Raw genomic sequence first — 23,635 nt, 5'->3', positions numbered from 1 at the left:
ACGGAATATGGAATAATGTGTTTAAATGCAATTCTTATCGTATTATTCGATATTTACTCAGGAATAACTATTTTTGCTTTAAAGCCTCTATTGGGTTCTGTATCGATATCTATAGATCCCTTAACGGCCTGCGCACGGTTTACCATGTTTTGAAGTCCGTTTTTTGCAATCGTACTTTTTTCACAGCCTTTTCCGTTATCGGTATAGTTTATTACGATTGTTTTTTGGTCACTCTCAAATTTTATTACAACAAGGCTCGCTTGACTGTGTTTTTTCATATTGACCATTAATTCCTGTAAAATTCGGCTGATGGTAACTTTTTTTACTTCATCCATTACTTCCCAATTTACATTTTCGATATTAGTGGCCATAATATTTCTTTCGGCTGTATTATAGGCAGAAAGCATTTCTTTAATGCTTTTTGTAAAATTTGCCCCCGTATCTATGCTGTTGTTTTCTCTTGAAATACCTCTTACACGCCCGTAAATATCATCTAATTTTTGGAGCAGGTTTTCTTTGGTGTTTTCTTTAGCTAATGGCTGAGACTCGGCAAAAGCAATGACTTGAAAAACATCATTGGCCAGCTCGTCATGGATTTTTTTAGCAATACGGGTTTCAGTGTCATACGAACTTTTGAATTCAATGGCTTTGTTCTTGTTTTTATAATAGCGGATTAAAATGGCTATTAAAATCACTAAAAATATAAAGACAATTACAAATACAATTCGCATATATTTTGCTCTTTGAAGAGATAAGAGATTTTCTGCCTTTTCTAAACGAAGCTTTTCGTTCTCATCTTTTTCTTTTTTAGCATCATATTTAATTTTAGCGGACTTATTTTTAAAGTTGTTTCTAACTTTGATAATGCTGTCATTTAGCGTAAAATAATGTTGTATATATTTGTTTGTATTTGGACTGTTGTCATTAGAGATTAAAATTTGAAGAGCTTCTAATCTTTCGTCTACACTATTAAGTTTTGTAGCAGTTTTATAAGCCAAAAGAGCATTTTCATCTGATTTTTGTACATTCTTTTTAGAATAGTAATCCGCAAGATGAAGATAACTTTCAATGCTGCCGTAAATATCTTTAGTATCAAGTCTGATTTGAAGACCTTCATTCATTAAATGAAAACCTTTATCTTCCCATCCGTTCTTAAAATACGCGTAACCCAAATTATCCTGAAGAATAGATTTATCTCCTGGTTGAGCTTTTTCTTTTATTTCTTTAGTTGAAAGAGATTGTAGAAGAGAATCTAAGATACGGATTGCATTATCATATTTTTTTTGATGAATATAAACAACTGCAATATTTTGTATAGGATTATGTCTTAAGAGAGGGTCTTTGTATTGCTTTGCTGCTTTTTTGTAATATAAAATGGCATCATCATAAAGAGCAAGTTCTTTATCAGCAATACCCAAAAAATTATTAGCGCCTGCAGCATAAACATCTTCTTTTGTGTATGGCAATGCTTCAGTCACGATCTCTTTACTGCCGTAATAATCGCCATTTCTCTGATGAATTTCTGCAATTTTTATAAATATGTACGAGATATTTATACTGTCTTTTATCACTTCGTAAAGTTCCTTAGCTTTATTAAACTGGGAATAAGAAGTGTTATAATTTTGTTTGTCAAAACTTTCAATAGCCTTATTACGTAAGGTAAGTGCCTCTTTTCGTATAGATTCTGTATTAGTGTTAATCGTCTTTTTTTCTTTACACGAAAAAAGAAAAAGAAATATGATAAAACAAAAAAACGGGGACCGTAACATATAAATTTACTTTCCCCGAAAATAGTAATTAATTAAACACTAAAAATATTTTTTTATCATGGAGCTGGTGGAGGATTATTTCCTTTGTCACCAGGACCATCAGGGTCTGGTGTTGGAGGCTCCGGATCTGCTGGCGGTGAGAAGTTGATATTCTTCTTTGGCTGCGTTTCATACTCATCAGGAGTACAAGAAAATATAGAGAACAATGACGCAAAAGCGAACAATAGTATTAGTTTTTTCATTTTGATTTAATTTAGAAATTAGACATAGGTGTGGCTGTCTGGAATGATCCAGAGAATATTAAGGCGACACCAAATTGATTTTGGGAAGTGATGCGTGTAGAACCGTAAGACGTATTTTATACTTCCCGAATAAACTCGGTCTTACGTTTTTTCACGCTGATAATTAGAACTAGTTTTTAATTTGTTTTAGTCTGCAGACAAAACTGGTACTAATTTCTTTGGCAAAGGAATGGCGTTTCAAGCTATTGTAGATAAGGAATTCCCAGAATTCCCGCGTTTCCTTAAGATTCCCGTGAATTCCCAATTCAATAAATAAGAAAGCCTGCTTTGAGTTTTTTAAATTATTATTTAAGTTTAGATAGTCTCTATTATTATAGATGTAACAACTCAATAAAAAGTTGGTTTCGGACTTTAAATAATATATAAATAATATAGAATTGTAGAATGAATTGAAAGTGCTGGAAAGAATTTGAGTGTCGAAGTTGAAAATACTGGCATATAAAAAGTGTTTTGGTGAATACTAAAAATGAAGAGGCGAAAGAATATCCCGAAAAAAGGAAATCTTTTAAATTTTAAACAATAAAATAATTTACGAAAGAAATTGAAACGGTCGTTTCGGTCTATGCTGCACGTTTAATATTTGTACAGAGAAAAGATTATTTAGAATAATTTCTAAATGAAATGTAAAAGCATTCTGAAAAATGAGATGCTTGAAGTGGTAAAAAGAATAATTTTTTAAAGTGTAATTGAGGCTTTTAAATAGTTTGTTTTTCGGCATATAGGTACTGTTATTTACTCTATAAAGATAAGAAAAAAATACCGATAAACCTAATAAAATCAATGAAATAGCCAAATTTTTTAGTCTTTTTTTTGAAGTTTTTTGATGCAGTTTTTTGTCTCAACGACTGTTTTTTTCCGCTTTAAAAGTTCACTTTTCTTTCTAGCGATTGTGATAAATTTATTTATATTTATAAAAACATATTTCGACTTCTAATAACTATCAGTTTAAAATACCTTTTATGAAAAAGCTTCTATTACTATTAATTGTTTTATGCACTTTTGGCTGTAAAAAATATGTTGTTTCGTTTGAGCAGCCGACAAATATGGAACTTGATAACTTAAAGCTGGAAATACTTGTTGATAAAGAAAAAGTTCAAGAAATCAACTTAAAAGCAACAAATGCAATGCCTAGTTATGAAACAACGGCGCTGTCCATTTCAGATGATGGAAAACACCTGCTTCAGTTCAAAGTGAGAGATACGATCTTTAGTTATGAAGTAAAATATCCAGAAGAAAAATATATTCTAGTTACGGCCCATTTAAAAAAGAATGGAAAAGTTCATGTCGGAATCTTAAAACAGAATTATAAATTCAGAATTCGTTAGGAAACTAATGAATTTTAAACACAAAAAAGCCTTTTACAATTTAGCTGCAAAAGGCTTTTTCGTATTTATGGAATTCAGGATTACGATAAAAAATCCTTAAACCATAATCCTGAGTTTTTAATGGTTCTTTTTTGTGTTTCAAAATCGACATGGATTAAGCCGAATCTGGCGTTGTAACCTTCGGCCCATTCAAAGTTATCGGTTAAACTCCATACAAAATAGCCTTCAACGTTTAAACCTTCTTCTTTTGCCTTTAAGATTTGCTCTAAATGGTCCTGAATGTAATGTGTTCGTTTGATGTCAAATACCTTTCCGTTTGTTACTGTATCGGGAAAAGCAGCTCCATTTTCGGTAATGATGATTTTTTTAATTCCTTTGTATTCGTTGAATTTTTTCAAGACATGATACAAGGCAGGCGGATAAACTTCCCAGCCCATTTCGGTTGCAATCACATTTCTTTTTGCAGCACTGACCAATTCGGCGCCAATATACGGAATCAGTATGGCCGATTTGACAACTTCTCGAGTGTAGCACTGAAGTCCGATGAAATCAAAATCGAAATCGAGATTGTCTAAATCGTCTTCAAGAATATAATTATTGAGTTTTTTTAGCACAGGAAGATCCTTCTGCGGATAACCTAATCCTAAGATCGGTTCTATAAAAGTTCTATTCAGTAAAGTGTCCACACGTTTTGCGGCTTCGATATCTTTCGAACTTTCGGTTGCAGGTTCAATATGAGTGCAGGAAAATGTAGTTCCGATATTCGCATCAGGAATTTTGTTTCGCAATATCTTCGCGCCCGCAGCCGTTGACAAAGTAACATGATGCATGGCTTTTAGGTAATTGGTAATGCCTTTTTTACCTGGAGCATGAATTCCTAAAAAATAACCTGCACCCGTAAAAACAGAAGGTTCATTAATTACCATCCAGTTTTTAACACGATCGCCAAAATACTGCGCGCAGACTTCAACATATGCTGAAAACCAAGAAATCGATTCACGGTTTGTCCAGCCTCCTTTGACTTCAAGAGCATGCGGTAAATCCCAGTGATAAAGTGTAACCCAGGGGTCGATTCCAGACGCCAGTAATGAGTCTATGATTTTATTGTAATAATCTATTCCGGCTTGATTTACAGGATGAATTCCTGTAGGCATAATTCTAGTCCAGCTGATTGAAAATCTAAAATTCGGAATATTTAACTCCTTAATCAGATTGATGTCATTTTGGTAAGAATTGTAAAAATCGCAGGCGGTCAGTGCATGATGTCCGTTTTTTATTTTTCCCTTTTGAGAAGTAAAAACATCCCAAATAGAAGAACCTTTTCCGTCAGAATCATGTGCACCCTCAATTTGGAAAGCGGCGGTAGAAACACCCCACAAGAAATCTTCACCAAATTGGTTTTTGTTCAAAAATGAGTTTTCAACTTTATTCATTCAATGGTACTTTCCTTTATTTTTACATGATTTATTAATGAAGGAAAGAAGATTGCATAGCTCTTAAAAAAAGCCATTCTTTGAATGATACCAGGAATTTTAGGTTAAAGAATTTCATAACGATTAGTTTTATATCAAATTAATAAAACTAATGTGAATTTATTGTAAAGTGATTATTATCAAATAATTAAATAAAAAAAAGGGAAGCTAATTAATCTTCCCATCCACAAATTGTTAATCCAAGACCTTGTGCTTGTTTAAGCGTTTTTTTGACCACTCCATGACTGCAGGAACTTAAACCTCGACAATTTTCATTGAAATGATATTTTTTTGCACCAGTCGGCCCGCAGATAAAAACATTGGTTTCCGGCGGATGAAAAGAGTTGAAAAAAATAAATAGTAAGAGTAAAGTATATTTCATTCGGTTGCGTTATTTGACAATTAAACTGTATTCGTTTCCTTTTTTATCGACGGCTTTTAATTTTCCGTAAGAGATCCACTCCGTATTAATTTCTGTTTCTGCAACGGTGTCGCTTATTAAAATTCCTGCGCCGTATTTCCCTTGAACATTTATATTTCCAAAAACAGAATCGCCTTTGGTATTAATTCCCTTTACATCATAATTATATTTGTAATGCCCGGGATTTCCCGTTCGGTACTCGTATTTGTGAGTAGTAGTAACATGATATGTTCTGGCTTCATCTGGAGTTATCGTTTTACGATCATCTGCTGTAATTGCCGTTTTGTAAAATGAATTTATTTGCGGTGGAGGCGGAGCAGATGCTTTTTTGCAGGAATAAAACGTTACTAATAAAAGTAAGATGAGGTAGTTTTTTAGCATAGGCTTTTGTGGTTTTTTGGTTAGTCAGTTTTGTGATAAATCTAGTTAGAATTCAGTTCTTTAAAATGCGTACTTACACGTGATTTATTCTGTTTCGTAAATATTTACAGTTTCAAGTAGTTCTTTTTCAAATTGATAAATATCATCGATTGTTGTAATAGAAACTTTGGATTCTGTTTTATTATCATTGAATAAGCTTAGATATTTTTTCCCGCTATTAAGATGTAACCTGCACAAAGGTTTGCGATTATTGTCATCTAATAGAATTCCAAAATAGGATTGCGTATCGCGATAGACGATTCTGCTAATGGGTAATTTTCTGCGTAAAATTGCAACTACAATGCGGTAGCCATCCAGTTCTTCTTCAGTTGTTACAATTTTATTGTCATCTTCCACAATAGTAATTTGTTCATCTTGCTGTTTTATGGTTTCTTTAGTTAAAGCAGCATTTAGCCGGTCATTAATTTTATCATTAATAAATTGGCTGACAGATTTCTGAACCAAATCCTTAAATTCATCAACAACTTTTTCTGTTAATCTTCCGGTATAGATTTTACCTGCAAATAGTTTTGTAAAATCGTTTGACGGACTTTCTAATTCTGCATTTATCAGTTTCTTAATTTCTTTAATGTATTTTAATGAGCTGGCATTGCTTACAATATTATCTACATCGAAATTGGCTTTATGAAATTTTGCAATTTCATTTATAGTATTTTCTTTTAGATTGCAGATGTCAAATTCTAAAAATGGTTTTTCATCCATTTTGTTTTGATTATCCAAGTCAGTGAAAAATTGATAAGTGATTCCGTTAGTTAAAAGTGCAAATCGAGTTTTTGTAACATGGAAATATCGAAATAACTGCGAATTATGAACAGTCAGTTTTTCTTTCCAGCTTTTGCACTCAACGATTATAATAGGTTCTCCATTTTGAAAAATAGCATAATCTACTTTTTCTCCTTTTTTTAAGCCAAGATCTGCCGTAAATTCTGGAACAACTTCAAGCGGATTAAAAGCATCGTACCCCAAAATATGAATAAATGGCAGTACAAAGGCATGTTTAGTAGATTCTTCAGTTTCGATTTTACTTTTCAGCTGATTTATTTTATCGGCTAAAGATTTAAGTTGAATATTCATTTCCATTGGTTGTAGTTTTAAATTATTAACCAAATGTAAAACCAATAAAAACCAGTATTTTACGGAAATCCATAATCCGAAAATTTAATTTAAGTAAATAAAAAAAGCTCCCGAAGGAGCTTTAGAATTATAATGAAACAGGATTTAAATAATCCCCATATCTTTTGTAATAGAAACCAAGTGGACGGTATTATTGGCTTTAAAAAAATCTTTTAATTTTGACAATCTTTTTTCTACGGCACTTTTACTATTAGGCTTAATATCTGAACTTTTAAAAATTTCTATGATTTCATCTTGAGAAGTTCCGTCAGATAAATATTTTAGAATTTTAATATCGACGTCGTCAATTTCGAAATTGTTTTTTTCCTGAAGGGCAGAAGCAACTTCGGGCGAAATAAATTTTTGATCTGAAGTTGAAAGCAGATGAATTGCCTTTTTTAATTCTTCGATACTATTTAAGCTTTTTAAAACAAAAGCATCGATTTCGGCATTTTCAAAAAGCGATTTAATTCGGAAACTTTTGTCTTCGACAGAGTAAGTTATGATTTTAATATCAGGCTGAAGTTCACGAACTTTTTCAACCAGTTCGTCTCCGCTCGAAATTGTAACTTTACGATGATCTGTTTTAAACGAAAGATCACTGATTAGTAAATCGAAAGGTTCATTTTGATTAATTGCGGCGCGTATTTTTAGGAATGCATCATCGCAGAATTTCGAATGTTGAAAATTTTCAATATTTAAATCTTTTAAAACCTGTTGAATTCCTAAATTCATTGCATCAAGATCTTCAGCTATAATTACTTTTTTAAACATAGGCTTTTATTTAGGCATGGATATTTTTACTTTAAAACCTTTATTAGGTTCTGTGTCAAAAGTAATTGTTCCTTTTATAGACAAAATACGGTTTTCCATATTTTGGAGGCCATTTTTAATAATTTTTGATTTTTCGCAGCCTTTTCCGTTGTCGGTATAGTTTATGAAAATTTTGTTAGCGTAACTTTCAAACTTTAAAACAACTACAGAAGCCTGACTGTGTTTTTTCATATTGACCATTAATTCCTGTAAAACCCTTTGTATTGTGATCTTTTTTAGATCTTCAATTAAGTCCCAATTTACTTTTTCAATACCATTAATAATCACATTTGTAGTATTGTTGTTATAAGTAGAAAGCATCTCTTTTAGATTAGCAGCATAATTGATTCCAGTATCGATATCATTATTTTCTCTGGAAATACCACGAACTCGAACATATATGTCATCCAGTTGTTGTAACAACGTATCTTTATTGCTTTCCGCGTTTAAAGACTGTGTTTGAGTAAAGGTTATGGTATGGAAGACATCATTTGCTAATTCGTCGTGAATGTCTTTTGCAATTCTTGTTTCTGTATCGTAAGCTGCTTTAATTTTCTCTACGCGATTTCGGTTTTCATATCTTTTTCTCAAGTAAGCCAATAAACAGAAGAGAGAGACAATGCCAATTATAAAGAATATCCGTTGGTATTTAACTTCCTGGAGGGCCAGCAAATTTTCCGCTTTTTCTAATCGTAGTTTCTGGTTTTCGTCTTTTTCTTTTTTAGAGTCGTATTTAATCTTGGCAAACTTGTTTTTATAATTGTTTCGAATACTAATAATACTATCGCTGATCGAAATATATTTTTGGGCATATTTTGTTCCAGAACCATTTGAAATTAAAAAAGACAATGCTTTTAAGCGTTCATCGACACTATTAAATTGAGTTGCGGTTTCATACGCTTTTTGCGCGTAGTTGTTTGATTTCGAAATATCTGTTTGGGAATAAAACTCGGCTAAGTGGAGATAACTGCCAATTGTACCATAATCATCATCGATTTGGATTCTTAGCTTTAAACCTTCATTTAAAAATTGCAGGCTTTTTTCTTTCATTCCTTTTTTAAAGTAAGCAAAGCCAAGATTATCGATTACTCTAGATTTACTTTTTAAGGATGAAATTTTATCATCAAAAACATTTTTGCTTAAAATAGATTCTAAAAGCTGAATTGCTTTATCGTACTTTTTTTGTTTGATGTAAACAACTGCAATATTGTTTAAAGGAGATTGTATTGATACAGAATCTTTTGATGTTTTAATGGCTTGATTGTAATAAAAAACCGCATCATTATAAAGAGATAGTTCTTTATAAGCAATTCCGAAGAAATTATTAATTGCTACAGCATAATTTTTGTCATTTTTGCTATAAGGCAGTGCTTCAATTAAGGTTTCTTTACTTCCGTAATAATCACCATTTATTTGCTGAATGTTAGCCATTTGAATGCAATTAAAAACAATATCAATACTGTCTTTAATTTTTTCAAATAATATTTTGGATTTATTAAATTGATAAAAAGCCGTATTATAATTGTTCTTTTGAAAATGATTCACAGCGTTTTGCTGCAAAAGTCTTGCTTCTTTATAAGAGGAATCATCCTTAGGCGATAAAGGTTTTTTCTCTTGGCAAGAGAAAAAAAGAAGAAAAATAAATGCACAAAAAAACGGGGATCGTAACATGAATACTACTTTCCCCGAAATTACTAATAAAATGATTATTACAGATTTTATTTGTTATTTTTTTGGAGGTGGAGGTGTAACAGGTACAGGATCATCGTCTGGACCTGGACTTGCCATTGCTTTAACTGATTTTAATTCTGTTTTTTTTGTTTCAGTTTCAAATTCGTCAGCAGTACAAGAAAATAATGTAGTTGACAATAGCGCGCACGCTCCCAATAGATATAATGTTTTCATTTTTTTAAAATTTAAAAGGTGAATACAGGCATGGCCGTTCAGAACTATTCTGAAACTTTTGAGCACGATGCCATTTGTTGGGAAGTGAAGTGCGTAGAACTATAAAACTTTATTTGTACTTCCCGGATAAACTCCGTTTTACGGTTTTCCGCACTTAGTGACTGAACTAGTTTTGTACATTTGTTTTTGACCTGCAGATCAAAACGATAACTAATTTTGTTGAGGCAAAGTTATGTGGGGTTTAAGGCTGTATTAATCAGAAAGTCAGGAAAGTTTAATTTATTTTTATAAAGTCGAGATAAGTTCTAATAAGTCATAAAAAGTAGAATAAAGTACTTTATAAAAAGTTTTAAAAAGTTCAAATGCCTATGTCAAAGTTTACTTTTGAAGATTATAGAAATGCTATTAAAGCTAAATATGAAGAGGAAATAGAAGGGGAATATGCAAATAATTTAATTTCGCCAACTACTGCAAATCTTAGAAATTTATGTATCAAAAGATTCATGTCAAATACTAATAAAGATGACTTAAATACTTTCGAATCTTTTTTTGAATTTCCATTTGATAAGGATAAAAAAAATTTGTTTGGAGATGATGAGATGAATAAGTTAGAAGCGGTTAAGAGATTTCTTTTAGGAAGAACTGAGAGACCAGCAGAAGATACTATTCAATTAGCTGCAATACTTGTAGATCTTCAACCAAGACCTTTTAGTGAATTTAGGAAACAAATTGATGAAGAAGATTCGAAATTGATAGAAGACTTAAGAGATACTAAATCTTCTAGAGAAGTTTCTTCTAATGAAATGAGTGATGTTATAGAAATCGACAGTTCGAACGATCCAGAACCAACTGCAGATGATCAAGAATCAGAAGCGTCTCAAATCCCAGATTCAGAACCAACAGAAATCCATAATGAGGATGACAAACCAAAATCTAAAAAAATGAGATATGCAGCGATTATAGCAATTCTGATGGGATTAGGATTAATCATTTACTTAGCCCTACCCAAAAAAGAATGTATGCAATGGTCAAACGATCATTATGAAATGGTAGACTGTGATTTAAAGGTAAATAGTTTAGGAATTATGACCCCTGTTGAATTGCTGGATGAAAGTTTAATTAATCTAAAAAAAGTGCAAGTTTGTGACACAACATCCTGTTTTGATAAGAACGGAGATGCAATAATTTGGTATGCAAAAACTGAAAATGGAGTCGATTTTTTTAATGGTCATGGAAGGCATCCAGAGAATAATCGTCCTTTAAAGCCTGTAACAAAGTACATTATCTCCAAATATGTAAAAAAATAAAATTTCGTTAAAATGCGATTTATGTAAGATTTTGTTGAAATCATAGAATTTTTTGTAAGTGTATCCCTGTAATTTAGCATTATTAAATTAATTCAATAAAAAAAACAAATCAACATGAAAAGTAGAAACATATTATTTGCAATGGCTTTAGGCTTAGGAATGTTTGCAACGTCTTGCAGCAGCGATGATAACGAAGGAGAAACAATTGTTCCATTACAAGGAAAATACAACTTAAGCAAAACAGGTACAATGGTTGGTACTGAAGAAGTATTAATTGACGCTATAGAAAATGCACCAGGATGCAGCAGAGATTATTTAGATCTAAGATTAAGTAATGCGGCAGTTTATGGTGATTATGATGGAAGTAACTGTGCATTAGTAGAAACTACAGGAACTTATGTAAGATCTCATAATGATTTAACTGTTACTATTGGTGGTATTACTACAACTAGTGATATCATGAACCTTACAAACAAAGAACTAAAATTAAAAGATAAAGCAACTGGTGTAATTACTGTTTATACTAGATAATTAGTTTTCTTTTAAGAAAATAAAAACGGAAATAGCTTTAAAGTTATTTCCGTTTTTTTTTATGAACTCAATTTAAAATTTTAGCTTACCGGAATATAAATATCGAAAGAAGCTCCTTCATTTTGTACTCCTGAAGCGCTGATGATTCCGTTATGGTTTTCTACAATTTTTTTCACAATTGCTAAGCCAATTCCAGTTCCGTTATACCGGTCTCGTCCATGTAAGCGTTGAAAAACTTCAAATATTTTCTTGTTGTATTGGGGTTCAAAACCAATTCCGTTATCAGATACTTTGATGTGGCAGTATTTTTTCGCCGGAATCAATTTTTCATTTTCAAAATTTTCACCCAGAGAAATATCGCTGTTAATTTTAATCACAGTTGGAACTTCTGGATTTGAAAATTTCAACGAATTGCTGATCAAATTGTATAATAATTGCTTGAATTGAAACGGAATTATATCAACTTCCGAAGTCTGTTGTATTTCAATAACAGCAGATTTTTGTTCCAATTCTTCTTTTAAATCTTCTTTTACTTCTTCAATTATTTTAGAAAGATCTGTTTTTTCAAATACACGTTCTTGAACATTTGTTCTCGAATAAGCAAGTAAATCATTAATCAAAGTCTGCATACGCTGTGCTGCGTTTTGCATTCTTTTAAATTTATCCTTTCCATTTTCCGATAAATTTTGAAATTCCTTCTCCATGATCTGAGACGCAAAAGTCTGGATTTTACGCAGCGGTTCCTGCAAATCATGACTAGAAATATAAGCAAATGACTGAAGTTCTTTGTTCATTTCTTCCAGTTCATTGTTTTTTTGCTCCAATTCTAAAGCGTTCATTTTTAAGGTATCATCGGCTCTTTTTTTCTCCGTTAGATCGTGCGTCACTTTAGAAAAACCAATCACTTCGCCTTTTTTATTATGAACAGCAGTAATAACAACACTTGCCCAAAATAAGTTTCCGTTTTTTCTGGCGCGCCAGCCTTCATGAATTGCTTTGCCTTTTTCTCTAGCCAGTTCTAAAAGCTTTTGCGGCAGTTTATTTTTCTGATCCTCTTCGGTATAAAAAACAGCAAAGAATTTTCCAACAATTTCCTCTGCTTTATAACCTTTTATCTTTTCGGCTCCCACATTCCAATTTTCAACAACTCCTTCAGAGTTTAAGTATAAAATGGAATATTCCTGAACTTCTTCGACCATTAAATGATAACGTTCTTCACTTTTTTGGAGTGATTCGTTCATTTGGATTAATTCTTTTGTTCGAGCCGTAACTTGTTGTTCCAGCTCGTGTGTAAATGCTTTTTCGGTATGAATATCGGTAAAAGCACCAACCCATTTTATAATTTTATTGTCCAGATTGTAAATTGGTTCTCCAATAGCAGTGTGCCATCTGTATGTTCCGTCTTTTCTTCGCATTCTAACATCAGATCGATACATTTCTCCAGTGGAAAGGGAATGTTTCCATATTTTGATATTTTCCTCAAAATCATCTGGGTGAATCATATCTTGCCAAGATCTTTCATGTTCGGGTTCAATACCAGTATATTCAAGCCATTTTGCCGATGTAAAAAGGGAATTTCCTTCAGCATCTGTTTCCCAAATCAGCTGCGGAATACTTTCTGTTAAAGAACGAAATCTCTTCTCGCTTTCTTCGATTTTTTTTCTGGCTTCAACTTTTTCTGTAACGTCAATAAGCGTCAATCTAATTCCAGAAATTGAATTATCGCTTTCGCGGAGGGGCGCAAATTCAAAATCAACATAAAATTGTGAGACAGAATTGATGTCATTTATATAAAGAAGCGATTCTGATTCTGAATAAGTTATTCCAGAGTCATACACTTCTTTTAACAAGCGTGCGTATTTTTGTTTTGCAAGTTCAGGAAATAATTCTAAAATATTTTGTCCTGCAACATCGGCTTCCCTTTTTTTCCAAATATTATTTAAGAGGGCAAAATTCGCCATTTCGATTACAAAATTATCTCCTCGTAAAATTGCTTTAGGCACAGGTGACTGCATAATCAGATTGCGTAATTTTTTTTCGCTTTCTTCAATTTGCTGCTGATATTTTTTTTCTTCCGTTATTTCCCTAACAGTTCCAATGAGTTTTTCAGCTTCTTTATTTTCATTATAAAAAACTTTACCTTTTCCTTCTACCCAGTGCACCGATTGATCTTTCCAAATCACTCGTGCTTCGTAATGAAGTACACCAGAACTTAATGCATCTTTAAATGCTTTATTTCGAATATGCATATCATCTGGGTGAAGATGTGCCAGTAATTCTTCATGAGTAAGCGTAACGTCTTCTGTATAACCGCCAATAATTTCGAGATATCTTTTAGAATAAATTGGAAATCTGTTTTTAACATTCAGTTCCCAAGTTCCCAATTCGCTGGCTTCTACAACAATTTTAAGACGGTCTTCGTTTAGTTCTATTTGTTTTCTAGCTTCTACTTTCTCGCTGACTTCTGTTACCGTTACGATAATACCAGTAATTTCGCCATTTTCTTCCTTCAGCGGATGATAAAGAAAATCAAAATACCAGATTCCTTGTTTGCCATATCGATTTAAAGGAATAGCCATTTCGTTTCCATGATACGGAATTCCAGTGGTAAAAACAGTATTCAAAAGATCACTGACAGAATCTTTTACTTCTGGCAAAGAGTCAAATAAAGGTCTGCCTACAAAAGTACTTTCTTCGCGGGCCACTAATTTTAAATAAGCTTCGTTGGCCATTTCTACTACGTGGTTGGGACCGCGTAAAATTGTAATTCCAACGGGAGCTTGTTTTACGGTATTTCTAAAACGTTTATCTGCTTCTTCAATTTCTTGTCTGGCAGTAACTTGCGGAGTGTTGTCTAGAACCCAAATCGCTATTTTGGTAACCTTATTATCTATATTTTTTAAGGGAGAATAAACAAAAGTGACAAATATTTTTTCTTTTTTGCCATGTCTGATAAGTTCCATTTCTACCTCGTTGGCATAAAACGGAATTCCTTCATCAATTACTTTTTGAAGTTCTTTTTCGTAAAACGGTTTTACTTCGGCAAAAGTATCCCAATAGTGTTTTCCAGCAATTTCTTCATAAGGTTTTCCGGCAACTTCGACAAAACTATCATTTACAATTTCGCTTATCAACGTAGCTGCATCAACTAAACAAATTCCGATTGGCGCCTGAAGAACGATACTGCTTAAATTCTGCTCATTTTCTTCTATTATCTGTTTGGCCGAATATAAATCTGTAAGGTCTGCGGCGGTATTCATTACGCCATAGATTTTTCCGTTTACGTCATACAAAGGCGTAAAGCTGTAATTGAAATAGAAGGGCTGTAATAAATTATCGACTACAATGTCAACTCGGCTGTTTCTGGAATGAAAGGATTGTCCTGTTTCAAAAACAGTGGCAACCTGTTCAAAAATAGATTGATTGTGTAATTCGGGAAGAATTTCTTTATATGTTTTTCCTATTACGTCTGGACCTTTTCCCCAAATTTTTATAATCGATTCATTGGCAAGTTCAATACGCATTTCTTTACCAGTATAAACTGCGATAGGAAATGGGGCATTTTCAACCAATTGTCGTATTTTTTGTTCACTTTCTTCAACTTTAGAACGTGCGAGAACCTGCGCTGTAACTTCGGTTGCAATTGCTGCGACACCAGAAATTGTTCCGTCTGCTTCTCTTAAAGCTTCATAAACAAAATTGATATAGGTGTTTTCTGTCTGCCCATTTCGATTTAGTTGAACAAACAGTTCGTCAGTTGTAATTTTTTCGCCGTTACTAAAAACAGTATGCAGAATTTTGTCAAGACCTTGTTTTTTTAATTGAGGCAGAGTCTCAAAAATGGGCTGGTTAATAACGGTTTCTGCCTTTGTTCCCCAAAGTTCCAGCATTTGCTGATTGGCGATTTCAACGATATGATTTTTTCCTCTAAAAATACACATCGCGATAGGCGCCTGCATAATATTTTTGACAAATCTTGCATTACTTTCCTGTAAGGCATCTGCAACAATTTTCTTTTCTGTAGTTTCTATTACGGTAACCAAAATACCGCCAACTGAACCGTCTTCGATTTTAATTGGAGTGTACGAAAAATCAAAGAAACAATCTTCTGTGTATCCATTTCTGTGAAGCGAAACTTTAAAGTCTGGAAAACTAACCGATTTTCCTTTCATTACATCTGCGAACATTGGACCAATGGTATCCCAGATTTCGGCAAATGTTTCCCGCGAATTTCCTCCTAATGCGTCTGGATGTTTTAAAGCACCTAAAATTGGTCGGAAGGCATCATTGTACAACTGCGTATGATTTTTCCCCCACGCAATATACATTCCAAAAGGATTGCTGAGCATCATGGCAGTCATCGTTTTTAAACTCTGAGGCCACTTCTCTGGATCTCCCAAAGGCGTTTTACTCCAGTCGGCATCACGAATTAAATCGCCCATTTCTCCTCCTTCGGACAGAAAATAATGTTCCTTTTTTTTACGGTTCATTCCAAAGAAGATTTAGGGTTGCAGTATAAAATGAGCTCTTTCAGGCTGTTTAAAATTATTTTCGGATGCGTTTGTCAGTGCGTTTTCAATTACTTTTTTAAGTTTGGAAAAATCACCAGGTTTTCGAATGTAGAACGAAGCCCCGTTTTTATATAAATTATTTACAATTTCGCTGTCTAAGGAAGTCGAGAAAATTATAATTGGAAGTTCTTTCAGCTTTTCATCATCTTTGATTTCAGCCAGACATTCCAGACCGTTTTTTCGAGGCATATTTAAGTCAAGAAAAACAACATCTGGAAGTTTTGATTCGTTCGCTTTTAAATAATCCATCAATTGTACGCCGTCGTGAACCATGTTAAGGCTAGTCTCAATGGAAATTTCATCGAGGGCTTCCTTAAAAAAATCACAGTCATCTTCATCATCATCAGCTAACAAAAGATTGTAATGCTTTGTATTCATTGTTTTTAGTCTCCTAAAATTTATTGTTAATTATATCTCGATAAATTTAACTTTTTTAAGTAAGAATTCCTGTTTTTTTATCAAGAATGTTTTTTTGATTGGTGAAAAAAATCACATCATACAATTAAATTCAAAATTTTACGTTAGTATACTATAGAATTGTTTTGCTTAAAATGATTTTTTTAGAGCTATTTCTTTTAAGCTTTTAATCGAAAGAAATTTTTAAACAGAAGGGAACAATAAACTCTCAAATCCCTTTTAGAATCTGGCTTTTTTGCTCCTTAATTTTGTTTTTTGCTGTATACTATATGCACAAAGTGTAAAATAATTACACACTATTTCTCTGCCTGTTTTTGCTAAAAGCCTCTACACCAGTTTTAAACCGTATTGGCACGACGCTTGCAAATTGTGTTTATGTCAAAATCTTTGATGCGTTTGTTTTTATTGTTGCTCACCCATACGAGTTACAAATAAATTAAGAAAGAAAAGATTTTTACTAAAAGCCATATTCAAGAAATCAAACAGGTATAAGCATGGAAAGCGAAACAATTATCTCAGAACAATTTTACTCGAACAATAGTTCGGCTATCAGCGAAAAATCATTAAACAGTTCTTTTTTTGGAACTAAAGAAAAAACACAAAAAGTACACGTAGAAAGACCAACAAGTCCGTTTGGATTAGCGGTTCTTATTGCAACATTTTTATTGATGATTGCAGGTGTATATTTAGTATTTCAACTGCAAGACGATTTTGAGCAATTTCATTTTGAAAGAATTGCTTCAACATGGGGATTGCCATTTTTAATTATAACTACAATTTTATTCTTTTATCAAACAGGAGTTTTCTTGTACAGCTCTTATTTATACTTAAGATATAAATCAATTCCATCTGTTTCAGACGATTTACTGCCAACGTGTACCATCATCGTTCCTGCTTATAATGAAGGTAAACTAGTATGGGATACTTTAATGAGCCTTGCAGAAAGTGATTACCCAGCAGAAAAATTACAGCTTTTAGCTATTGACGATGGAAGTAAAGATGATACTTGGTATTGGATGCAGGAAGCAAAAGCAAAATTAGGAGATAGAGTAACCATTTTTCAACAGCCTAAAAATGCAGGTAAACGCCACGCCTTATACAGAGGATTTAAATTAGGAACAGGAGAAATCTTTGTAACTGTAGATAGTGATTCTATTGTTAAAAAAGATACTTTAAGAAACTTAGTAAGTCCGTTTGTAGTAAACAAAAAATGTGGTGCTGTTGCAGGAAACGTTCAGGTTTTGAACAATAAAAAGGCAATTTTACCAAAAATGCTTAATGTAAGTTTCGTAATGAGCTTTGAATTCCAGCGTTCTGCAGAAAGTCAGGCAGGATCTGTATTATGTACTCCAGGAGCTTTAGCAGCTTATAGAAGAGATGCAGTATTTAACTGTCTCCCAGAATGGATCAACCAGACTTTTATGGGACAGCCATCTGATATTGGTGAAGACCGTGCCATGACCAACATGATCTTGAAACAAGGTTTCCATGTATTATTTCAAAGAAATGCAGTTGTATTAACAAACGTGCCGGAAGATTACAAAGGATTATACAAAATGTTTATCAGATGGAGCAGAAGTAACGTTCGTGAAAATCTTATGATGGCTAAATATGCTTTTAAAGATTTTAGAAAAGAATCAAAATTTGGAGCAAGACTTTTCTTTTTAAATCAGTCTTTTAAAATTATAATGACGTACCCGTTCTTATTATTTATGTTGTTCTTTATTGTGGTTCATCCAATATTATTTTTAAGCTCAACATTATTAGCAATCTTGGTTTTCTCAAGTTTTACTATGTTGTTTTATGCAAAAAGATATACGCTTTCAGAATCTTTCTGGGCCTATTCATACAGTCTTTTTTATACTTTCAGTTTATTCTGGATTGCACCTTATGCCATAGCAACAGCTAGCAAAAGAGGTTGGTTAACAAGAGGCTTATAAATTTCGAACACTTTTTATTTCACTATAAAACTCCACCCAAGTGAACAATAACCCGTTGTATTTTTTTACAGCGGGTTTTTTAATTCTACAGCAGCTCTTTTCATAGTAAAGTGTATGTAAAATTAAAATTTGTCATGCAGTTATGTGTTCCCTCGGAACGTTTCATTGGTAGAAAAAATATAATAGCCATTACAAAAACGTTCCGTTGGAATGTTTGTTACTTCTGATGATTAAAAAAGATATTAAAATCAAACGTTTCTATGGAACTTTAAAAAATAATTCCAATTTAATTTTTTTTATTTTGTTTCTAAAGCGGCAATAATCTGCTTTTTCATGGAAGTATGAATATAATCTAAAGCTTCAGCGTAAGAAATAGCATAACGTCTTTCTATATTTTGATAGTCAACAGGAAATTGACTTACAATTTTATCGTAATAAATATCCAGCTGCTTTTCAGACGGCATTTCATATTTCAAACGAAGCTGAAATCTTCTTAATAAAGCGCTGTCAATAATTTCATAATGATTCGTGGCACAAATCAATAAACTATCAGCGGGGAAATAATCAAAAAGCTGAATGATAGTATTGACCAAGCGTCTCATTTCGCCTACATCTTTATCATCGCTGTCTCGGCTTTTGCCTATTTGATCAAATTCATCCAAAAATAAAACAGCTCTTTCTCGAATAGCTTTGTCGAAAATTGCTTTTAAATTTTTTGAAGTTTCTCCAATTCTCGCATCGATTACCGTGCTGAGGTTTACAATGATAATTTTCTTATTTAAAGTATTTGCAATTGCTTTTGCAGTCGTCGTTTTACCACATCCAGAACTTCCGTGCAATAAAATCTTATTGTCAACTTTAAGATTGTATTTCTTTAATTCCTCCATATATTCATGCTCTTTAATAATTTGGAGTAGTGCCAATTTATTTTCATCAGTAAAAAACAAATCGTCTAAAGCAATTTTTTCGGTATCGATTACGGTAAGATCATTCAGGTTCATCTGCTGTTTAATTTGCTGCAAAATTAAGTTTTATTCTGCAATGTTTTCATTCCAGATTTCCTTTCCTAAGAAACGGTTTCCGAAGATAGACGTTCCAATCCTAACTATATTGGAGCCTTCTGCAATCGCAAGTTCAAGATCTTGAGACATTCCCATAGAAAGTTTTAAATCGGTTAATCCTTCAATTCCCTCCGCATAAATTTCGTCGCGAATTGTTCTTAAAAGTCGTAACGATGGAATCATTTTTTGTTTTTCAACATCTAGTAAACCAATTGTCATTAAACCTTTGATATTTAAGGTTTCGTAGCTTTTAATTTTTTTAATGAAAGACAAAACTTCATCTGGCGGTAATCCGAATTTGCTCTCTTCGTAAGAAGTATTGACCTGCACAAAAATGTCCAGTTTTCTGTTTTGATTTTGTAATTGCTTATGCAGTTCATCAGCAAGATTTAATCGGTCAACAGACTGAATGCAACTTACATATTTTAAAACATCTTTGACTTTATTAGTTTGAAGATGACCAATAAAATGACGCTCGACAGGCATATTTTTCAACTCAAAATCTTTATCCCGTAATTCCTGCATTTTATTTTCGCCCATCAAAGTTTCACCAGCCTCTATTGCAATTTTAATTTTTGCAGCAGGAACTGTCTTTGTGGCCAATAAAAGCTGTACATCTTTCGGATTTCGTCCGGAGATTTTACAGGCATTTTCAATACGCTGATGCACCTTTAGTAAATTAAAAATTATATCGTTTTTCATAATGCAAAATTAAATCTAAACCACAAAATTCTACTGGACCAGTACATTTCAAAAAATGAAAAAACTGGATGATCCAGTAACTTGAAACCCGTTATAACTTTGTACTATAATAAAGGAAGAACGTTAACAACTAAAAAAAATAAATTATGAAAATAGCAGTTTGGGATACTTATGTAACCCGCAAAGACGGAAAAATTATGCATTTTGATATTTTGGTAGATGAAAATATTAATGATGCGGAACAAGTTTATGAATACGGAAAAAAATACCTGAAAAGTGTAGCGCAGGAAGGACAGACTTTATCTTCTAAAGAATGCCGTTTCTGTCACATCGATAAAGCACCGATTGAAGTTGAAAATCAAATTCGGGAAAATGGATTTTCTATTATTGAAATGGAAAATTGTAATTAAAATAATTGCAAGCAGATAAAACGGATTGCTCTCGCGAAAACGCTGATTTACGCTGATTTTAAAATCAGTTTTATCTGTGTCTTTGCGATAGCAAATCCGTGAAATCTGCGTTTAATTTTATAGTAATCTTGAAAGCGCTTTTAAACCTTCTTCCATTTGTTTTTCTGAAAGAGAAGCATAACCAAGACGAAATCCTTTAATAGGTTTCTCATAACTAAATTTTTCTGGACTCATAATCTGAATGCCTTGTGATTTTAGTTTTTCGTAAACTTCCAAAACATTTATTTCTGATTTAGGAACGATCCAAAAAGCTAAACCTCCTTCTGGTTTGGTAAAAGTGATTTTGTTTTGAAGATATTGATTTAAAATACTTTCGAAATAATCTCTTTTGGTTTTGTAAACTAAATTGGCTTTCTTAAGATGCCGTTTTATTTTCCCTTCATTAATAAGATTTAAAATCGCTTCTTCCATAATATTATCGCCCTGGACATCGATAATTTTTCTATGATTTCCTATTTTCTGAATATTTTCAGCAGTACTCACTAAATAACCAATCCGCAGCGCGGGAGCAACGATCTTACTAAAAGTCCCAATATATATGTAGTTTCTCAAACCCGAATAACTGGAAATTGGAAGAATTGGTCTTTGTCCGAAATGAAATTCATTATCATAATCATCCTCAATAATAGTAAAACCATATTGATTGGATAATTCGATCAATTTTAATCTCTTTTTTAAAGATAAAGTTACAGTAGTCGGAAATTGATGATGAGGTGTAACATAAATCGCTTTTATATTAGAATGTTTTTGAAGATAGTCTTCGACTTGCTCGATATTTAATCCGTCAGAATCCACATCAACAGGAAGCAATTTTGCGCCTGCATTTTCAAAGGCATCCCAAGCGGGTTTATATCCAGGATTTTCGATTAAGATAGCATCTCCAGAATTCAGAAGACAATGCGAAGCAAGATACATCGCCATCTGGCTGCCGCGAGTAATGCAGATTTGATCTTGAGAGATACTCATGCCGCGTTTAAAATTCAGCATTTGAGCAATCGATTTTCTAAATTCCAAATTTCCCAATTCACTGCTGTAGCCCATAATCTGCCAGCGCGATTTCCGACTGAACAATTCGCGATAGGCTCTTGCCAAATCATTCATTGGGGCAAGTCGGCTGTCTGGAAGTCCGTCATCAAAAACTAAAAAACTTTTGGGTTCTTCAACCGTAGTTTTTATATCGTTTTTAGTTTTGGAAGAAGGAATTAATTGTGGAAGTGAATCTGTTACAAAAGTTCCTTTTCGGTCAATGGTTATCAGCCAGCCTTCTGCAGTCAATACATCCAAAGCTTCCACAACAGTATTTCTATTGACTTTTAAAAGTTGGGCAAGCTGCCTGCTTCCCGGAAGCGCATTACCGCTTACCAATTTTCCTATTTTTACGGCATCAATTACAGCATCGGCAATTTGCAGATAAACTGCTTTATCTGATTTTTTGTCTAGCTGAATTTCTAAGGACCAAGGACGAAGCATCTGGACTGTTTATTATTGGTTTACTGTTGAATAAAAGTAGTCCAAATTTACAATAATTATAAAAGGAATGATTTAAATTTTGTTTAAGGAAAAATTTGAATATGGAATTCAATATTATAGTCGCTATCTGACTTATATTGCGCGTAAAAAAAAATCGGTTATCTCAATTTTGAAATAACCGATTTTTAGAGACCTAAGAGAGTATTAAGAAAGAACAGCTTCTGGCTGTCTAACGGCTTTTTTAGTAAAGTTTAAAGTCATTTGATCTAAATGTCCGTAGAAAAAAGTATCCAGAACTTCTTGAAAAACAGGATCAGCATTTTCTACTTGAACAAATAAACTCATTGACGAATGAAGTTTTCTTGCACCAAGTTCTCCCAAAATACCTTCTGCTGACTTTTTCTTTAAAGTCAAAAGTAATTTTGAGATTTCAATTAAATGTTTGGCTAAAATCGGGTGATTTAAAAATTCAGTTGCCTCTTTAAGATCTGCAACTGCATAATAATCAGAGAGTGCACTTTTTCCCAATCCTTTTATCTGCGGAAAAATAAACCACATCCAGTGTGTTTCTTTTTTTCCTTTTTTTATCTCAGAAAGAGCAGTCAGATAAAGTTTATTTTGTGCATCTAAAAATCGGGTCAAATCATTTTTTGCGTAGATCATCTCTTGATTATATATTAAATGGTTTATGAATCGGGTTTGTTTAATCGGTAACACTTGTTTAATCTTTTATTAAATTTTATCGAAAATTTCGATTATCAAAAGTAGAATTCATATCTATTTGGGAGTTATAGAATTACAGCGTGGTGTTATATAATTTCGATAATTTACAAAGTGTAGGAATGTCCTGTTAATTTATTTTTAAAGTTTTAAAAACAGTTAAATTCTAATGTTATTTTAATGTTCTGCAAAAAAAATGGCTCTAAATTGCGCGCTCATAAAAATTAGGATGATTGCTCTAAATCACTGAGGTTTTGGATAAAATCGAAAGTGGTTTTTTAGACTGAAAAGTAAATTTAGAGGCAAAAAAGACTTAAGAATATTTAAAGTGTTTGGTTAAAGTCTTTCGGGAATTTTATTGGCGATGTAACTTTTATTTTTTAGAAAATGTTGAATAAGATTAAAAATAGCTTTTTTAGCAAATGCCTTCAGGTGTTACTAGTCGGCTATTTTTTAATCAGCAGTGTAAACATTTCTAATAGTTTCGGAAGAATTATAAGCGATAATGCCGAAACCTATACCGTAAAGGGAATTGCATGTAATTTTCTAAAGAAAGTTTTTAAGTGTGACGGAATTCCAGAAGAATTGGATGACTACGAAACAAAAGACACAAAAACGGCGAAATTAGCGAAAGGAATTCCAGCAATGGAATACTTGATTTCGATAGAATCAATGATGCCTAATTTTTATTTTCAAATCGAAACAAAAGGGAAAAACTATATTAATAACCCCATTTTCTCGTTTGGTTTTCATGGTAAAATTCATTTACCGCCTCCTCGGATGAATTCATAGATACTTGTTTTTTTTAGGGATTAGGATAAAAATCTTAATCTCGAATGCGGTTTTTGCCGTATATTTATTCTATGTAATAATCTTGTATTTATA

Annotated in this window: 21 protein-coding genes; 6 read left to right on the top strand and 15 right to left on the bottom strand. The window is 32.7% G+C overall.

All coding sequences use genetic code 11. From position 1 onward, the window contains the following. Positions 1-53 precede the first annotated feature (53 nt). Positions 54-1,571 carry a tetratricopeptide repeat-containing sensor histidine kinase gene (locus HYN86_RS19950; protein ID WP_317048540.1) on the bottom strand — a complete coding sequence of 506 codons (1,518 nt, stop codon included), beginning with the start codon at positions 1,569-1,571 and terminating at the stop codon, positions 54-56. Positions 1,572-1,825: 254 nt separating this feature from the next. Next, complete coding sequence (locus HYN86_RS19945) at positions 1,826-2,011, bottom strand: hypothetical protein (RefSeq protein ID WP_113679640.1); 186 nt, start codon at positions 2,009-2,011, stop codon at positions 1,826-1,828. 1,019 nt (positions 2,012-3,030) lie between these two features. Here HYN86_RS19945 and HYN86_RS19940 point away from each other — a divergent pair. Beyond that, the gene (locus tag HYN86_RS19940) at positions 3,031-3,396 is read left to right on the top strand and encodes a hypothetical protein (RefSeq protein ID WP_113679639.1); all 366 of its coding nucleotides are present in this window, start codon (positions 3,031-3,033) and stop codon (positions 3,394-3,396) included. Positions 3,397-3,476: 80 nt separating this feature from the next. Here HYN86_RS19940 and HYN86_RS19935 read toward each other — a convergent pair whose 3' ends face one another. The 7 genes from HYN86_RS19935 to HYN86_RS19905 form a co-directional block, all read right to left on the bottom strand. Then, positions 3,477-4,829 carry a GH1 family beta-glucosidase gene (locus HYN86_RS19935; protein ID WP_113679638.1) on the bottom strand — a complete coding sequence of 451 codons (1,353 nt, stop codon included), beginning with the start codon at positions 4,827-4,829 and terminating at the stop codon, positions 3,477-3,479. Positions 4,830-5,040: 211 nt separating this feature from the next. Next, a complete protein-coding gene (locus HYN86_RS19930) occupies positions 5,041-5,250 on the bottom strand; it encodes a hypothetical protein (RefSeq protein WP_113679637.1) in 210 nt (69 codons plus the stop codon). Positions 5,251-5,259: 9 nt separating this feature from the next. Next, the gene (locus HYN86_RS19925) at positions 5,260-5,670 is read right to left on the bottom strand and encodes a hypothetical protein (protein WP_113679636.1); all 411 of its coding nucleotides are present in this window, start codon (positions 5,668-5,670) and stop codon (positions 5,260-5,262) included. A gap of 84 nt (positions 5,671-5,754) precedes the next feature. After that, complete coding sequence (locus HYN86_RS19920) at positions 5,755-6,810, bottom strand: type I restriction endonuclease (RefSeq protein ID WP_113679635.1); 1,056 nt, start codon at positions 6,808-6,810, stop codon at positions 5,755-5,757. 138 nt (positions 6,811-6,948) lie between these two features. Then, positions 6,949-7,617, bottom strand: coding sequence for a response regulator (locus HYN86_RS19915; protein ID WP_113679634.1), 669 nt, complete (start codon positions 7,615-7,617; stop codon positions 6,949-6,951). A gap of 6 nt (positions 7,618-7,623) precedes the next feature. Then, on the bottom strand, positions 7,624-9,087 hold the full coding sequence (locus HYN86_RS19910; RefSeq protein ID WP_317048539.1) for a tetratricopeptide repeat-containing sensor histidine kinase: 1,464 nt from the start codon (positions 9,085-9,087) through the stop codon (positions 7,624-7,626). A 294-nt stretch (positions 9,088-9,381) separates the two neighbouring features. After that, a complete protein-coding gene (locus HYN86_RS19905; RefSeq protein ID WP_113679632.1) occupies positions 9,382-9,561 on the bottom strand; it encodes a hypothetical protein in 180 nt (59 codons plus the stop codon). A 368-nt stretch (positions 9,562-9,929) separates the two neighbouring features. Here HYN86_RS19905 and HYN86_RS19900 point away from each other — a divergent pair, with 368 nt between their 5' ends. Together HYN86_RS19900 and HYN86_RS19895 are read left to right on the top strand one after the other, a co-directional pair. After that, positions 9,930-10,868 (top strand): hypothetical protein, encoded by a 939-nt coding sequence (locus HYN86_RS19900; RefSeq protein WP_113679631.1) that lies wholly within the window; start codon positions 9,930-9,932, stop codon positions 10,866-10,868. A gap of 114 nt (positions 10,869-10,982) precedes the next feature. Further along, positions 10,983-11,399, top strand: coding sequence for a lipocalin family protein (locus tag HYN86_RS19895; RefSeq protein ID WP_113679630.1), 417 nt, complete (start codon positions 10,983-10,985; stop codon positions 11,397-11,399). Between the two features lie 80 nt (positions 11,400-11,479). Here HYN86_RS19895 and HYN86_RS19890 read toward each other — a convergent pair whose 3' ends face one another. After that, complete coding sequence (locus HYN86_RS19890; protein WP_113679629.1) at positions 11,480-15,889, bottom strand: PAS domain S-box protein; 4,410 nt, start codon at positions 15,887-15,889, stop codon at positions 11,480-11,482. Positions 15,890-15,901: 12 nt separating this feature from the next. Next, the gene (locus HYN86_RS19885; RefSeq protein WP_113679628.1) at positions 15,902-16,348 is read right to left on the bottom strand and encodes a response regulator; all 447 of its coding nucleotides are present in this window, start codon (positions 16,346-16,348) and stop codon (positions 15,902-15,904) included. Between the two features lie 533 nt (positions 16,349-16,881). Here HYN86_RS19885 and HYN86_RS19880 point away from each other — a divergent pair. Next, positions 16,882-18,327 carry a glycosyltransferase gene (locus HYN86_RS19880; protein ID WP_113679627.1) on the top strand — a complete coding sequence of 482 codons (1,446 nt, stop codon included), beginning with the start codon at positions 16,882-16,884 and terminating at the stop codon, positions 18,325-18,327. A 296-nt stretch (positions 18,328-18,623) separates the two neighbouring features. On the opposite strand, the gene HYN86_RS19875 is transcribed toward HYN86_RS19880, so the two are convergent. Both HYN86_RS19875 and HYN86_RS19870 read right to left on the bottom strand, forming a co-directional pair. Next, complete coding sequence (locus HYN86_RS19875; RefSeq protein WP_113679626.1) at positions 18,624-19,328, bottom strand: AAA family ATPase; 705 nt, start codon at positions 19,326-19,328, stop codon at positions 18,624-18,626. Positions 19,329-19,358: 30 nt separating this feature from the next. Next, a complete protein-coding gene (locus HYN86_RS19870) occupies positions 19,359-20,090 on the bottom strand; it encodes a YggS family pyridoxal phosphate-dependent enzyme (RefSeq protein ID WP_113679625.1) in 732 nt (243 codons plus the stop codon). 146 nt (positions 20,091-20,236) lie between these two features. Here HYN86_RS19870 and HYN86_RS19865 point away from each other — a divergent pair, with 146 nt between their 5' ends. Next, entirely contained in the window at positions 20,237-20,500 is a 264-nt protein-coding gene (locus tag HYN86_RS19865; protein ID WP_113679624.1) for a DUF2024 family protein, read from the top strand. Positions 20,501-20,617: 117 nt separating this feature from the next. Here the strand turns inward: HYN86_RS19865 and pdxR are convergent, their stop codons facing one another. Together pdxR and HYN86_RS19855 are read right to left on the bottom strand one after the other, a co-directional pair. After that, positions 20,618-22,030: a MocR-like pyridoxine biosynthesis transcription factor PdxR gene (gene pdxR, locus HYN86_RS19860; RefSeq protein ID WP_113679623.1), complete on the bottom strand. Its 1,413-nt coding sequence runs from the start codon at positions 22,028-22,030 to the stop codon at positions 20,618-20,620. A 204-nt stretch (positions 22,031-22,234) separates the two neighbouring features. Then, a complete protein-coding gene (locus HYN86_RS19855) occupies positions 22,235-22,693 on the bottom strand; it encodes a DUF1810 domain-containing protein (protein WP_113679622.1) in 459 nt (152 codons plus the stop codon). Positions 22,694-23,137: 444 nt separating this feature from the next. Here HYN86_RS19855 and HYN86_RS19850 point away from each other — a divergent pair, with 444 nt between their 5' ends. Beyond that, on the top strand, positions 23,138-23,542 hold the full coding sequence (locus HYN86_RS19850; RefSeq protein ID WP_113679621.1) for a hypothetical protein: 405 nt from the start codon (positions 23,138-23,140) through the stop codon (positions 23,540-23,542). Positions 23,543-23,635 lie beyond the last annotated feature (93 nt).

Origin of the sequence: Flavobacterium fluviale (genome assembly GCF_003312915.1) — a bacterium.
GTDB classification, from domain to species: Bacteria; Bacteroidota; Bacteroidia; order Flavobacteriales; family Flavobacteriaceae; genus Flavobacterium; species Flavobacterium fluviale.
This window is presented reverse-complemented; position numbering and strand designations above follow the sequence as displayed.

Coding starts and splice junctions, on each gene's coding strand:
- HYN86_RS19940 (WP_113679639.1), top strand. CDS start 3,031: ATGAAAAAGCTTCTATTACTATTAATTGTTTTATGCACTTTTGGCTGT.
- HYN86_RS19880 (WP_113679627.1), top strand. CDS start 16,882: ATGGAAAGCGAAACAATTATCTCAGAACAATTTTACTCGAACAATAGT.
- pdxR (WP_113679623.1), bottom strand. CDS start 22,030: ATGCTTCGTCCTTGGTCCTTAGAAATTCAGCTAGACAAAAAATCAGAT.
- HYN86_RS19885 (WP_113679628.1), bottom strand. CDS start 16,348: ATGAATACAAAGCATTACAATCTTTTGTTAGCTGATGATGATGAAGAT.
- HYN86_RS19910 (WP_317048539.1), bottom strand. CDS start 9,087: ATGGCTAACATTCAGCAAATAAATGGTGATTATTACGGAAGTAAAGAA.
- HYN86_RS19875 (WP_113679626.1), bottom strand. CDS start 19,328: ATGAACCTGAATGATCTTACCGTAATCGATACCGAAAAAATTGCTTTA.
- HYN86_RS19945 (WP_113679640.1), bottom strand. CDS start 2,011: ATGAAAAAACTAATACTATTGTTCGCTTTTGCGTCATTGTTCTCTATA.
- HYN86_RS19935 (WP_113679638.1), bottom strand. CDS start 4,829: ATGAATAAAGTTGAAAACTCATTTTTGAACAAAAACCAATTTGGTGAA.
- HYN86_RS19905 (WP_113679632.1), bottom strand. CDS start 9,561: ATGAAAACATTATATCTATTGGGAGCGTGCGCGCTATTGTCAACTACA.
- HYN86_RS19870 (WP_113679625.1), bottom strand. CDS start 20,090: ATGAAAAACGATATAATTTTTAATTTACTAAAGGTGCATCAGCGTATT.
- HYN86_RS19895 (WP_113679630.1), top strand. CDS start 10,983: ATGAAAAGTAGAAACATATTATTTGCAATGGCTTTAGGCTTAGGAATG.
- HYN86_RS19890 (WP_113679629.1), bottom strand. CDS start 15,889: ATGAACCGTAAAAAAAAGGAACATTATTTTCTGTCCGAAGGAGGAGAA.
- HYN86_RS19865 (WP_113679624.1), top strand. CDS start 20,237: ATGAAAATAGCAGTTTGGGATACTTATGTAACCCGCAAAGACGGAAAA.
- HYN86_RS19920 (WP_113679635.1), bottom strand. CDS start 6,810: ATGGAAATGAATATTCAACTTAAATCTTTAGCCGATAAAATAAATCAG.
- HYN86_RS19850 (WP_113679621.1), top strand. CDS start 23,138: ATGTTGAATAAGATTAAAAATAGCTTTTTTAGCAAATGCCTTCAGGTG.
- HYN86_RS19855 (WP_113679622.1), bottom strand. CDS start 22,693: ATGATCTACGCAAAAAATGATTTGACCCGATTTTTAGATGCACAAAAT.
- HYN86_RS19930 (WP_113679637.1), bottom strand. CDS start 5,250: ATGAAATATACTTTACTCTTACTATTTATTTTTTTCAACTCTTTTCAT.
- HYN86_RS19925 (WP_113679636.1), bottom strand. CDS start 5,670: ATGCTAAAAAACTACCTCATCTTACTTTTATTAGTAACGTTTTATTCC.
- HYN86_RS19900 (WP_113679631.1), top strand. CDS start 9,930: ATGTCAAAGTTTACTTTTGAAGATTATAGAAATGCTATTAAAGCTAAA.
- HYN86_RS19915 (WP_113679634.1), bottom strand. CDS start 7,617: ATGTTTAAAAAAGTAATTATAGCTGAAGATCTTGATGCAATGAATTTA.